The sequence below is a fragment of the Krasilnikovia sp. M28-CT-15 genome, from assembly GCF_047159595.1.
Classification (GTDB): Bacteria; Actinomycetota; Actinomycetes; order Mycobacteriales; family Micromonosporaceae; genus Actinoplanes.
In genome coordinates this window covers 1853945-1866033 of the sequence record NZ_BAAGAK010000001.1, presented here as the reverse complement: position 1 = coordinate 1866033, position 12089 = coordinate 1853945, and the positions used below count along the sequence as shown (strand labels likewise).

The 12089-nt window shown below is 69.2% G+C and carries 15 protein-coding genes, 1 tRNA gene and 1 pseudogene; 7 read left to right on the top strand and 10 right to left on the bottom strand.

The genetic code is table 11. The features are described from left to right. Positions 1 to 21: 21 nt before the first annotated feature. The 4 genes from ACMCNO_RS08940 to ssb all read right to left on the bottom strand — a co-directional run bounded on the left by ACMCNO_RS08940 (position 22) and on the right by ssb (position 4145). A complete protein-coding gene (locus tag ACMCNO_RS08940; RefSeq protein WP_412753654.1) occupies positions 22 to 591 on the bottom strand; it encodes a uridine kinase in 570 nt (189 codons plus the stop codon). Between the two features lie 118 nt (positions 592 to 709). Further along, positions 710 to 2248: a cobyric acid synthase gene (locus ACMCNO_RS08935; RefSeq protein ID WP_412748935.1), complete on the bottom strand. Its 1539-nt coding sequence runs from the start codon at positions 2246 to 2248 to the stop codon at positions 710 to 712. Next, the gene (locus tag ACMCNO_RS08930; protein WP_412753653.1) at positions 2245 to 3249 is read right to left on the bottom strand and encodes a cobalamin biosynthesis protein; all 1005 of its coding nucleotides are present in this window, start codon (positions 3247 to 3249) and stop codon (positions 2245 to 2247) included. The genes ACMCNO_RS08935 and ACMCNO_RS08930 overlap by 4 nt, the downstream gene beginning before the upstream one ends. A gap of 164 nt (positions 3250 to 3413) precedes the next feature. Beyond that, entirely contained in the window at positions 3414 to 4145 is a 732-nt protein-coding gene (gene ssb, locus ACMCNO_RS08925; protein ID WP_412748934.1) for a single-stranded DNA-binding protein, read from the bottom strand. A 179-nt stretch (positions 4146 to 4324) separates the two neighbouring features. Here ssb and ACMCNO_RS08920 point away from each other — a divergent pair, with 179 nt between their 5' ends. The 3 genes from ACMCNO_RS08920 (at position 4325) to ACMCNO_RS08910 (ending at position 6095) form a co-directional block, all read left to right on the top strand. Continuing rightward, entirely contained in the window at positions 4325 to 5347 is a 1023-nt protein-coding gene (locus tag ACMCNO_RS08920) for an alpha/beta hydrolase (protein WP_412748933.1), read from the top strand. A 47-nt stretch (positions 5348 to 5394) separates the two neighbouring features. After that, a tRNA-Arg gene (locus ACMCNO_RS08915) sits at positions 5395 to 5467 on the top strand. Positions 5468 to 5549: 82 nt separating this feature from the next. Then, complete coding sequence (locus ACMCNO_RS08910; protein ID WP_412748932.1) at positions 5550 to 6095, top strand: class I SAM-dependent methyltransferase; 546 nt, start codon at positions 5550 to 5552, stop codon at positions 6093 to 6095. Positions 6096 to 6627: 532 nt separating this feature from the next. Here the strand turns inward: ACMCNO_RS08910 and ACMCNO_RS08905 are convergent. Next, positions 6628 to 7008 carry a hypothetical protein gene (locus ACMCNO_RS08905; protein WP_412748931.1) on the bottom strand — a complete coding sequence of 127 codons (381 nt, stop codon included), beginning with the start codon at positions 7006 to 7008 and terminating at the stop codon, positions 6628 to 6630. Positions 7009 to 7245: 237 nt separating this feature from the next. Here ACMCNO_RS08905 and ACMCNO_RS08900 point away from each other — a divergent pair, with 237 nt between their 5' ends. Then, on the top strand, positions 7246 to 7383 hold the full coding sequence (locus tag ACMCNO_RS08900) for a hypothetical protein (protein WP_412748930.1): 138 nt from the start codon (positions 7246 to 7248) through the stop codon (positions 7381 to 7383). 275 nt (positions 7384 to 7658) lie between these two features. Beyond that, positions 7659 to 8333 (top strand): hypothetical protein, encoded by a 675-nt coding sequence (locus tag ACMCNO_RS08895; protein WP_412748929.1) that lies wholly within the window; start codon positions 7659 to 7661, stop codon positions 8331 to 8333. Here the strand turns inward: ACMCNO_RS08895 and ACMCNO_RS08890 are convergent. From ACMCNO_RS08890 to ACMCNO_RS08870, 5 genes are all read right to left on the bottom strand, one after another. Next, entirely contained in the window at positions 8260 to 8658 is a 399-nt protein-coding gene (locus ACMCNO_RS08890; RefSeq protein WP_412748928.1) for a DsbA family protein, read from the bottom strand. The genes ACMCNO_RS08895 and ACMCNO_RS08890 overlap by 74 nt on opposite strands. A gap of 40 nt (positions 8659 to 8698) precedes the next feature. Beyond that, entirely contained in the window at positions 8699 to 8932 is a 234-nt protein-coding gene (locus tag ACMCNO_RS08885; RefSeq protein ID WP_412748927.1) for a DsbA family protein, read from the bottom strand. A 57-nt stretch (positions 8933 to 8989) separates the two neighbouring features. Next, positions 8990 to 9352, bottom strand: a complete 363-nt coding sequence (locus ACMCNO_RS08880) for an antibiotic biosynthesis monooxygenase (RefSeq protein WP_412748926.1) — start codon at positions 9350 to 9352, stop codon at positions 8990 to 8992. Positions 9353 to 9490: 138 nt separating this feature from the next. Next, entirely contained in the window at positions 9491 to 9640 is a 150-nt protein-coding gene (locus ACMCNO_RS08875) for a hypothetical protein (protein WP_412748925.1), read from the bottom strand. A gap of 64 nt (positions 9641 to 9704) precedes the next feature. Next, positions 9705 to 10022 carry a hypothetical protein gene (locus ACMCNO_RS08870; protein ID WP_412748924.1) on the bottom strand — a complete coding sequence of 106 codons (318 nt, stop codon included), beginning with the start codon at positions 10020 to 10022 and terminating at the stop codon, positions 9705 to 9707. A 626-nt stretch (positions 10023 to 10648) separates the two neighbouring features. On the opposite strand from ACMCNO_RS08870, the gene ACMCNO_RS08865 reads away from it, so the two are divergent. Together ACMCNO_RS08865 and ACMCNO_RS08860 are read left to right on the top strand one after the other, a co-directional pair. Further along, the gene (locus tag ACMCNO_RS08865; RefSeq protein ID WP_412748923.1) at positions 10649 to 11197 is read left to right on the top strand and encodes a flavoprotein; all 549 of its coding nucleotides are present in this window, start codon (positions 10649 to 10651) and stop codon (positions 11195 to 11197) included. Between the two features lie 29 nt (positions 11198 to 11226). Then, positions 11227 to 12053: pseudogene (locus ACMCNO_RS08860) on the top strand (IS5 family transposase); the annotation flags it as partial. Positions 12054 to 12089 lie beyond the last annotated feature (36 nt).

Genomic DNA, 12089 nt, shown 5'->3' with positions numbered 1-12089 from the left:
GCCCGTGACCACCAGGGTGGCTCAGCCCGGCGCAGGCCGCCAGATCTGTTGGAACTCCTCGTCCGTGCCCTCGGCGGCGCCGTCCACCACGACATCGGCGTACGCCGCGGTGCCCTCGGCGGCGAAGTGCTGCCGCTCGGCGGCGCGCCACTGCTCAAGGTACGACCGGAAGGCAACGTCGTCGCCGTCGCGGGTGAGCACCCGGGACCGCCGCAGGTCGTCCGGTGCCGTCACGAACACCGCCAGGCTCAGCTGCGGCCGCACGGCCCGCCGCGCCGACGACACGCCTTCCAGAAGTACGGCCGGGCCCGGCTCCACCGTGACCGGCGCGCCGCCGAACGCACCGCGTTCCCACTGGTAGCACTCGTAGGTCGCCGCCTTCCCCGCGCGCAGCGGCGCCAGCACGAGCCGTTCCAGCCGGTCCCAGAAGGTGAACTGGTCCGCCCAGCCGTCGAGCAGGTCGTCGGTGTGGACGACCGGAGCGCCCAGGGTTTTCGCCAACCGCTGGGCGAACCGGGTCTTGCCGGCCCCACTCGGCCCGTCGACCGCCACGAGCCGTACCGCCCCCAGCCGCGGTGGCGTGGCCAGAATCCGAGCGGCGAGCGCGCTGAAGCGGTGCGCGGTGCCGGGCGGCTCCCCCGGCGCACCGTCCGGCCAGCGCTGCTCCCCTGGCGGCCGGTCCGGCCAGCGCTGCTCCTGGGGCACCGGTTCAGGCACCACCTGGCGCCCCCGGCGGGATGAACGGCAGGTCTGCCGGGGGGCCGTCCTCGATCAGCCGCCACAGGGCGGCCGTGTCCAGGTGCTCCTCCACCAGGTCACCGAGCAGGTCGAGGGCCCGCTCGCGAATCGCGCCGTACCGGGTGTCGGGGGCTACGGCGAAACCGTGCCGCCCTGCCTGCCGAGCTGCCTCGCTGAGAAAACGGCGGCGGAAGTCGTCGGACTCGAACGCGCCGTGCCAGTGGGTCCCGCAGACCGTCCCGGCGACCGCGCCCTCCGGGGTCCCGTCGGCGTAGCGCAGCAGCGGCTCAGGGGAGCCGGAGGAGACGACACCGTGATGGATCTCGTACCCGTGGACGGGTACGCCACCGAACGCGGTGCCATGGGAGCGGACCAGGGTCTTGCGCGGGCCGAACGTGATGCCCACCGGCAGCAGCCCGAGGCCGTCGACCGTGCCCTGCCGGCTCTCGACGTCGTCGTGGATCGTGTCGGCCAGCATCTGGAAGCCGCCGCAGATGCCGACCACGGGCTTGCCCGCCGCGGCGTGCGCGCGGACGGCGTCGGCAAGACCGTTCTCGCGCAGCCAGGCGAGGTCGCTGACGGTCGCCTTCGAACCCGGGATCACCACGAGGTCCGCGTCGGCGATCTCGGCGGGCTCGACCGTCAGGCGTACCTGTACCCCCGGCTCGGCCGCGAGCGCCTCGGCGTCGGTGGCGTTGGAGATGCGGGGCAGCCGGATGACGGCGACGCGCAGCCATTGGGTGCCGCGCGGCGGCCCGGGACGGCCGAGCACCCGCCCGTAGGCCAGCGAATCCTCGGCGTCGAGCCAGATGTCGATGTTGAAGGGCAGGACCCCGTGCACCGGGCGGCCGGTGGCCCGGGTGATCATGTCGAGCCCGGGCCGGAGCAGTCCGAGGTCCCCGCGGAACTTGTTGATGACGAAGCCGCTGATCAATGCCTGGTCCTGCGGGTCCAGCAGCGCCACGGTGCCGAACAACGCCGCGAACACGCCACCGCGGTCGATGTCGCCCACGACGATCGTGGGCAGACCCGCCCGACGGGCCAGTCCCATGTTCACGAAGTCGCCGCCGCGCAGGTTGATCTCGGCCGGGCTGCCCGCGCCCTCGCAGACCACCGCATCGAACTCGGACCGCAGCTCAGCCAAGGTGGCGTGGGCCGTCTCCGCCAGCCGGGGCCGCAACCGGCGGTAGTTGGAAGCGCTGACGGTGTCGATCGCCTCGCCGAGCAGCACCACCTGGCTCGACATGTCACTACCTGGTTTGAGCAGCACCGGGTTGAACCGGATGTCCGGCGCCAGCCCGCACGCGGCGGCCTGCATGGCCTGCGCGCGCCCGATCTCGCCGCCGCGGCCGTCCGGCCCGACCACCACCACCGAGTTGTTCGACATGTTCTGTGCCTTGAACGGCGCCACCTTCACGCCCTGGCGGTGCAGCCACCGGCAGATACCGGCGGTCAGCACGCTCTTGCCCGCGTCCGACGTCGTCCCGGCGACCAGCAGACCTCCGCTCATCGCGCACTCCCGCCACGGCACCGCGCCCCGAGCAGGCCGGCTCGGGGCTGTTGCCTGGACACACCTTCGCCCGAACGGACTGCGAACCGCCCGGCGGCGCGGGAGCGGGCCAGCGCCACTCCAGCCGCCAGCAGCGCGGCCGCCGTGCCGACCGCCCCGGAGAGCCGCGCCGCCCCCCGCACGTGGGTGGCGGACGGGCGGGGACCGTCGCCGAGGAAGGGCCGCGACTCGGTACGCCCGAAGTACACGTTGCGCCCGCCGAGGCGCACCCCCAGCGCGCCCGCCGTCGCCGCTTCGCACTGCCCGGCGTTCGGGCTCGGGTGGTCGTTGCGGTCCCGGCGCCACGCCCGCCACGCCTCGCCCACCCGGCCACCCACCAGCGGTGCAGCCACCACGGTGAGCGCGCCGGTGAGCCGGGACGGCAGCAGATTGAGCCCGTCGTCGAGTCGCGCGGCCGCGGTGCCGAACCGGGCGTACCGCGTGGAACGGTGTCCGACCATCGCGTCCAGGGTGTTGGCGGCTCGGTAGCCGAGTAGCCCTGGCAGCCCTGCCAGGGCCCCCCAGAACAACGGCGCCACCACCGCGTCCGAGGTGTTCTCCGCGACCGACTCGACCGTGGCGCGGGCGAGTTCCGGGGCGTCGAGGGCCGACGGGTCGCGCCCGCACAGGTGGTTGAGCCGGCCCCGGGCAGCCGCGAGGTCCGCATGTTCAAGGTGTCCGGCCATGGTGGCCGCCTCCTGCCGCAGTGTGCGCCCGCCCAGCACGGCCCAGGTGGCGGTCGCCACCAGCGCCGCACGAGCCACCGGGTGACGGCGGGTCAGCGCGGCCGCGCCCGCACCCGCGAGCACCGGCACGCCCACCGCAGCCACTACGAACGCGGCCCCCGCCCGCCTGCGCGGCGCGTAGAGACGCCGCTCCAGTCCAGCGGCGGCCTGCCCGAAACCGGCGACCGGGTGCAGTCGCCGTGGATCACCGAGCGCCGCATCCAGCGCATACCCCATCAGCAGGCCGACCGCGTCGGCCGACGTTGCCCCCAGCCGCACCGTCGCTCACCTCCGCGGGAACTGTAACGAGCCGATCGGGATGCACCGGTGTGGCGCCGCCGTTCCGGAGCCCGTGGGGGGAAGCCGGCCCCGGAACGGCGGCAGTGGGGGCGGGATGTGGATCAGGCAGAGACCGGCTGACGCCGCCGGGAGCGCCGGCCACCGGCCGCCCCGGCACCCTCATCACGGGCCGGAAGGGCCTCTACCGAGATCTCGATCTCGTCGAGCTCGGGAGCGGCCGCGTCGAGTGGCGGTCCCGGGTCCAGCCTGTCGAGCGCCGTGTTGGCCGGCTCCAGGGTGTCGGGCACCTCAGCCAGTGGATCGAACCCCGCGGGCGCTGACCCGGTGAGTTCGAGGAACGCCGCGTCGTCGCCGAGGAGGCCGTCGCCGTAGTGCACCGGGGCCTCCTCCTCCGGCACCAGTTCCGCGGCCTCGCCGCGAACCTGGCCGTCCTCCTCCGGGCCGGCCAGCGCAGAGGTCCCCGGCACCGGCCGGTTGCGCTGGAACCGGCCGCGGCCGCGTGCCAGGTCATGGCCCACGGCGACGGCTTCCATCTCGTACGTGGTCCGCTGGTTGCCCTCGTTGTCGGTCCAGTCACGGGTGTAGAGCCGGCCCGCGACGATCACCGGGTCGCCCACGGCGATCGACGCGGCCACGCCCTCGGCGAGCCGCCGCCAGCAGGTGACGCGTACCCGCAGGTGGTTGCCGTCGACCCAGCGCCCGCTGTCCCGATCGAGACGGCGCGCCGTCGAGGCCACCCGAAAGTTGGCGACCAGGGAATTGGTGTTGCTGGTGCGGCGCCACTCGGGGGCGGTGAGCACGTTGCCCACCACGACGATGTTTGTGTCGAACACTGCCTCTCCTTACCGCTCGTCCGTACCGCTCGGATGTGTCAGGAGCGTCTCGCGGGTCGGGCGGTGCCCGCTCGGGAGGCGGCGCCGGGCTGTGGACGGGCGCGCTGTGTGGAGCGGCACCGGAATCCCAGCCGATCTGGTATGGACCGGCAGGGGGTACCGGCGGGTAACCTGGCGAGGTGGAAACGGACGTGCTCGGCCAGCCGTACGAGCGGCACACCATCGACCTGGGCAGCGACGACGAAGGCCCCGTGGTGGCCACGCTCGTCCGCCGACGCGCGGACACGCCCTCGCGGCGTGCCATCCTGTACGTCCACGGCTTCGTGGACTACTTCTTCCAGACCCATCTGGCGGACTTCTTCGTCGAGCGCGGCTGGGACTTCTACGCCCTCGACCTGCGCAAGTACGGTCGGAGCCTGCTCGAGCATCAGACCCCGAACTTCTGCCGTAGCCTCACGGAGTACTACCCCGAGCTGGACGAATCCGCCCGGATCATCCGCGAGGTCGACGGGCATGACCAGATGCTGGTCATCGGCCACTCCACCGGCGGCCTGACCACCTCCCTGTGGGCCCACTCCCGCCAAGGCCGGGGCATCGTCGACGGCCTGTTCCTCAACAGCCCGTTCTTCGACTTCAACGTGCCCTGGCTGCTGCGCCGCCCGCTCATGAGCGTCGCCGTCGGCGCGAACAAGCGCCGACCGTACGGGGTGATGCCGGTCGCCGGGCTCGGTCTGTACGGCCAGAGCATTCACAGCGACCATCGTGGCGAGTGGACGTACGACCTGGCCTGGAAGCCGCTGCTCGGCTTCCCCGTACGCTACGGGTGGCTCGACGCCATCCGTCGTGGCCAGCGCAAGCTGCGCTCCGGCCTGGCCATCGACGCGCCCGTACTCGTCGCCTGCTCCACCCGGACGTTCCGCGGCCGCGTCTGGAGTGAGGACGCCCGGGTGACCGACTCGGTGCTGGACGTGGAGCACATCGCCCGCTGGGCCCCGCAGCTGGGACCCCGGGTCACGATCGCCCGCGTCGACGGCGGTCTGCACGACCTCACCCTCTCCGGCAAGGACGTGCGGGCGGAGGTCTTCCGCGAGCTGGGCCGCTGGGTGGACGCGTTCCTGCCGCCGCCGGGCGCGCCGGAGATCAGCGTGCCCCCAGCCCCCGAAGACACGGCGGAGCCGGAGGTCGAAGCCCCCACGGCGTGACATCCGGCTCGTCAGCGGCGCCGGGGGCCCTTACTATGTGCAGGCCAGCGCTCGTAGCTCAGCGGATAGAGCAACGGACTTCTAATCCGTCGGTCGCAGGTTCGAATCCTGCCGGGCGCGCCCAGGTCAGCCCCTATCTACCCACCTCCACCGCCTCTGGCGTGGAGCCATACGTGGAGCCAGACCGCGCCAGCGTGGCTCCATGCCGACCGCACCCAAGGCGCGCCGTCGAAACCGCGGCTGCGGCAGCGGTCGCGCGCTCATTCAGGCCGCCAAACAGCTGCGACAGGGCGCTCACGGCGGACAAGCCGCGCTGGTCGGCATCGATCTGGTCGACGCGTTTATGCCCGTTCCGGCAGTCCCCGGGCTGGCCCTCATCGCGGCGCCGATCGAGACGTGGACGCCGCCGCGGGCGTTCGACTTGATCACCTGCGTGCATGGGCTGCACTACGTCGGAGACAAGCTCGCCGTACTCACCCGCATCGTGCAGTGGCTGACACCGACCGGCCGATTCGTCGCCGATCTCGATCTGTCCAGCGTCCGGCTCGCCGATGGCCGACGTGCCGGCCGCCGCCTGGCCTCCCAGCTACGCGCGGCGGGCGTCGTCTACGACGCCCGCCGCCGCAGGATCAGTTGTACCGGCCCTCGTGACCTCAGCCTGCCCTATGCCTATCTCGGCGCCGACGACCGTGCCGGAGCCAACTACACCGGCCAACCTGCCGTCCATTCCTACTACCAATCGGCATGACTCATTCGCCGCGCGGCGGGCGGAGACCTTCGCGTTCAGGGTCCCGCGCAAACCTTGAACGGGCTTTCCGCGTCATGGTCACGATCGGTTGCTCTCGTGCTGCCATAGCAGCTGCCGTGCCTTCTTACTGTCCAGCAGGCGTAGCCCGCGCCCGGCTCGTGAGCTGAACACCTCATCCTCGTTCAACAGCTCCGCGGCAAGCAGCTCGACCGCCAAGTCCGACCGCGCTTCGCCGATCAGCTCCAGCAGCAGGAACCGCGTACGGTAGTCCGCCTCTTGGTCGAACTCAGCCAGCAGCTCCTCAAACGTGCTCCTGGGCCCCGTAGAAGAGCAAACCCATCCTCGACTGCCTGGGGATCTCGAGTCGCATCATGCGTAGGGCAGGCTTGAAGCGGCCTTTCGCCGCACACACCGCTTGATCGCGTGAACGCTCGTAGTCGCTCATGGCGCCAGGTTAGCGACGACCCTTCTTCGGCATAGCGATACAGACCGAGTGCGCTACTCAACCGCGGATCGTGCGCAGGCTCGTCGGCTACGGGCCTGACGGATGTCGCAGCCAAGTCGGCACGGCATCTCCTCGATTCATCCGTTCGAGTGCGTTGAGCATTGCGATGAGCCGTTGCTCCGTGATGGCGTCCTCACCGGCAACGAACATCACGCCTTGAGGGTCTTGGGTCGAAAATGCGGAAATGTCTACGCGTGGTCCGTAGAACAGGTGCACCTCGGCTTCGAGCAGTGATCCGGACATCCGCAGGATCCAGGTGGGGTCCATGCCCGGCGCGTCAAGCGGGCCTACGAGTTCGAGGTCCAGCGGCGACGCCGCATTTGCTTCGGCCCAGGACTGCAGGCAACGTCCGAGTTCAAGGTCTCGGCTCTCGTACGGTTCATCGGCAGGCTGATCCCGGGGCGGCATGCCACCAACGTACTGCCGGGCCGATTCAGCGTGGACCCAAGATCCTTCCTACACCCATGCGGGGCCACGTCACCGACCTGGGCGAGCAACACGTCCACCGAGTCCTGCGGGTACGCGGCAAGGGCGGCAAATCGCCCTCGTCCCCTGACCACCCGCGGTGGCCGGAGCCGTCGACCGTGCCGTCGACGGCCGCAGTGAGGGATCGATCCTGCGGAACAACCACCATGTTCGACGCTGGTGTCAGCCTCCGCGATGGTCCAGATCGCCGCCCGCCACGCCGACCCACGCACCACGATGTGTTACGACCGGGCCCGCAAGAACCTCGACCGTCACCCGAACTACATCCTCGCCGCGTACATGGCGTCCGGCACGTAGCCGACGCACGACCGTGCGGAGAAAGTGCGCTCGAACCGTGGCGAAGACGACGGCGGCTAGGTCGAACTCCCCGGTGTAGGCGCCCGGTAAGTCGTGTGAAGGTTTTGTGTGAGGCCTTTCGCAGCTGGCGACCATGGGCGCAAGATCTTCGCCATGGATCTCTGGCGGTACCTCGTGTCCTCTGTGGCGCCCGTCGTCGTGCCGGACAGACTCATCGTCAGTCGTCCCGCTGGCGAACTCCGTGACATGTCGGCAGTCGATCGCGGAGAAACCGGATGACGTTCTTGTGGGACCCGGCCGACCAGCAGGATGAACAGCGTGAAGAAGTATCTCCAGCGGCGCGCGTCAAACTCCGCACGGCGCTGTGGAGCCGTCGAGGCCTACTTTGGACAGCCCTCAGCTGTTCCGGCTGGCTGCTGGTGATTCCGCTCCTCAAGCTCAGCCCGTTGCCTTCTCTTTTCTGGGGGTTCTTCGCCCAGCTGATCTGGATGGCGGCCTGCTTCTTTGCCGCGATGGTTTCGATGATGGTAATCCTGAACGCCTGCCTGAGACGGTCGTGGGGAGTCGCCTTGGCGAGTTTGGTTCTGGCCACCACCGGCGTCGTGGCCATCACCCGGTTGAATTCGCCGTTCGACTTCATCGACTACCAATACCGCTACCATCGCACCGCGCTCGCCGAGCTGGCCGAGGACTACCGTTCCGGCCGCCTGCCGGAAGGTGGCCTCACCCTGCCGCCCGAATTGCACTCGTTGTGTCCGTCCGGATGGGCCTACGTCAGCCGGACCGAGGTCTTCGTACAGACGTGGCAGAACTGGCGACACGAGGCGGGCGTCGGTTTCGCATATTTCGCCAATCCGCCCACCGCGCAGACGATGATCAACACCGCCGAGGGCGACAACACCGGGCATCCACAACGGGAGGTGGGCGGCGGATGGTGGTGGGTGGCTTAGGTAGCGTTCCCGCGAATGAAGAAGAGGCGGTCACCGTCGCCGCCCTGTTCTTCCGAGCCGGCACGTATGGTTCACCCGTCACGCCGCATTCCGCGGCCCGGCGTTCATCGGCGCGCACCTGCTTGGCGTAGTCGTTCCCGCCGAGCAGCTTGCGTACGTCGGCCGGGTCAAGCCCGACCTCGTCGCCCAGCCGTTCGAGGGTCTGCGGCTCTGCGACGTTGAGACCTTCGGTGTGATACGCCTGGAAAAGGCGCTCCATCATCTTGTCGGCGACACTATGGTCGGCGGCGAGCTGACACAGCCGGTGGGCGTCGAACGTGTTCACCGGTCGCGCACGGTGCAGGTTGAGTTGCAGGCCTTCCGACTCACCGAGCGCGGATGCGAGTGATCCGGGCGGAGGCCTGCTCTCCCCACCAGCCGGCCATCGCCTCGGCGGCCGTCGGGCCGCGGACTCTGCCTGCCCCCGGAGCGAGTTCGTAGCTACGCCAGACGATCTGGATCCGATCGCGGTCGGTGATCTCGGCCAAGGCGGCGGCGAGACGCCTCTTGCCGATGTAGCACCACGGGCACAGGATGTCCGCGTATATCTCCACGTTCATGGGTTCCTCATTCGACCGGGGGCGATGGATTGCCGCAGATGTTCGGGTGATTCGGGATCAGGCATCGGTCTGCTGCGGACCGGGACCGACTTCACGGACGACGACGTAGGTCGGATTGCCGCTCATGCGGGCCTCGGCCTTGCCGGACAATCCGTCCAGGGCCTTGCCGATGGCTGTCATCCGGCCTTCGGTGTCGGAGGTCGCCACAAAAGTGCGGTAATCCGCCTCGCTTGCCCAGTGCACGATGTTGTAGACGCGGGTGCCGTCGGTGCTGACGTGGAACCGGGCCGAACGGTAGCCAGGATAGAAGCGAACCCACCGCTCCTGAATCTCGGCGAAGGCAGCGACGAGTTCACGCTGCGTGTCAGTTCCGTCGACTGTGTAGTCGATGATGGAGTAGAACCCGGTGTCAGTAGTCATGCGTTCTCCAAGCGATGTTCAGCAGAAGTCGTTGCCGGCCTCGACCTTGCAACTTCAATCGGACTTGAGGTCAAGAGGGCGCAGTCTGCCGCTGATGGTGCGCTCTGCGTCTCGGCCCGTTGTCGCGCTTGGTCTGATTCAGTCCACCCGGACGAGTACGGCGGCGGCGTCGTTGTCGTCGCCGATCAGAAGGCTGTCGGCGAGCAGGGTCTCCGCCATCGCCGCTGGGTTGTCTCGGAGGTGACTGTGCGCGCTCGCGGCCCGCTGCTGGCGGCCTGTGGCCGGCATCGCGCGCCGCGGCGCGCCGCACCAGATGGGAGCCTTTCCCTGGCGGTCAGGCTGGATGCAGGCTTTACGACCAGGTCGCGGCGTTGCCGATGACCAGCGTCGCAAGCGTCACGACAACCGCACCCGCGAGCGTGCTGCCGACGATCCCGGCCGCCCATCTCCTGAGCCGAGGGACGAACGTGACACCCGCGGCTGCCAGCAACGCCAACGGCACGATATAGATCTCAAGGAGGCCGAGATAGCCGACGTACGCCCGATCGATGCCCTCTGCATAGAGGATGCCCACAGTCATCAGCGCCAAGATCAGGGCGTGCGGTGCCGCTGCCACTGATGCGCCGACCCACAAGCGGCCATCGGCCGGGCGCACTCTGGCGTGTTCCATGGCGCAAAGGTAGAACGAGTCGCGAGTGTGCGCGGTGTAGGTGAGCTGCCATCGGGGTGCAGTCGGGAGAAGGGCCGTGACGATCGCCCGGGCAACTCGGCGCCGTCGAGGTCGGGGCGATAGCTGCCGCGCCGCTTCGCGGCCTGCCCTCGGAGCCACTGGTCGCGTTCCCTCGTGGCCGAGCACGAGGACCAGGGCGTGGGCCATCCCCGGGTGCCTGATCCTCTACACCACCCGCCCGGCGTCAAGGCTGCTGCGCGTCGCTGACACGATGGCCCGCGGCCAGCCTTGGTCGTCGGGTCGTACGGCTGCCCGGTCAAGTCGGCCAACGAGACTTGCAGCGCCTTGGCAAGCGCGAGCTGTGTGCTGCGCTTGTCGAGCGGGGCCGTCCCGGCCTCGATCTGGGCGACATACCCCTGGCTGTATCCGGGCCAGGTCCGCAAGCACGCGCTGGCTGAGATTACGCTTGAGCCGCCAACGGCGGACCCGCACTCCGATGTGGTCCAGCGCGGTGCCGGATTCCCGCCGGTCCGCAACCATGGCACGACGATACGTCAGCACTTGAGCTTGGACTACCAAGCCAACGGCCGAGCGATGGAGTGGCTGTGCCAATCTCAGGTCAACCTGTGCTCTACGTGGTGGCGTGCGGCGGTCGCCCCGCGGCCGACCTACCCAGCTTCGTGACGCAGGCGCAGGCCGACGGGTGGCACGTCTGCGTCATCGCCACGCCGTCCGCCGTGAAGTTCATGGACCTGGACGCACTCGTGGCTATCACCGGCCATCAGGTCCGCTACGACTACAAACAGCCGGCCGAACCTGATGTGCTTCCCTTTCCCGATGCGTACGTGGTCGCTCCGGCGACGTTCAACACGATCAACAAGATGGCATCGGGGGCGAGTGACACGCTTGCCCTCGGAATGCTGAACGAGGCCATCGGCCTCCCGCTGCCCATCATCGCGGTCCCCACGCCGAACGTGGCACTCGCCCGCCACCCGGCGTTCCGCGCCAGCGTGCAAGCACTCCGGTCATGGGGCGTCGATCTCCTCTTCGATCCAGACCGCTATCCCCTGCCGACTCCGAACATGGGGCCGCCAGCCGCCGCGCTCTTCCCGTGGACGGACTTGATGCTTGCTGTCAGTGAGCTCCGTGGAACGATCGATGTTGGTGTCGGCTAGGCCGTGTCCTGCCGATCTGTTGATCAGTTCTGGTTGATGTGTCGGGTGTTGGGCGTGGTGAGCTAACGGACAAGGCGTGGGCGGTGATCGAGCCGTTGCTGCCGGAACCTGGTCGTAGGTCGGGGCGGTGGCGGGATCACCGGCAGGTGATCAAGGGATCTTGTGGAAGTTGCGGACCGGGGCGCCGTGGCGGGATCTGCCGGAACGATACGGGCCGTGGAAGACCTGCCATGAACGGTTGCGGCGGTGGACCGATGACGGCACCTGGGACGCGATTCTCTCCCGGGCGCAGGTCTACGACGATGGTCAGCCGGTCGAGTGGGTCATCAGCGTGGACTCCAGCGTCGTGCGGGCCCACCAGCACGCCGCTGGGGCACGCAAAAAGGGGGATCTGCCGGCGGTATCGCGATACCAGCGGCGGATGGTGAAGCGTTGGGCCGCTCCTGAGGCGGCCTGAGCACCAAAATCCATCTTGCCGTCGATGGGCGGGGCAGGCCGTTGGCGGTGTTGCTGACCGCGGGGCAGGCCGGTGACAATCCGCAGCTGTTCGCGTTGCTGGACGCGATCCGGGTGCACGAGGGCGGGCCGGGCCGGCCGCGGAAGAAGCCGGACATGTTGATCGCCGATAAGGCCTACGCGCACGACCCGACCCGCGAGTTGCGGCGACGCGGGATCGCCCACACCATCCCGGAACGTGTCGATCAGCTCGCCCGCCGGGCCGCGAAAGGCAGCCACGGCGGACGCCCACCATCCTTCGATAAAGCAGGTCTACCGGCAGCGAAGCGTCGTGGAACGCCGCTTCAACCGGTTGAAGCAATGGCGAGCGCTGGCCACCCGCTACGCCAAAACGCGCCGCCCTCTACCGGTCAAGTCTGCTGCTGATCGCCACGGT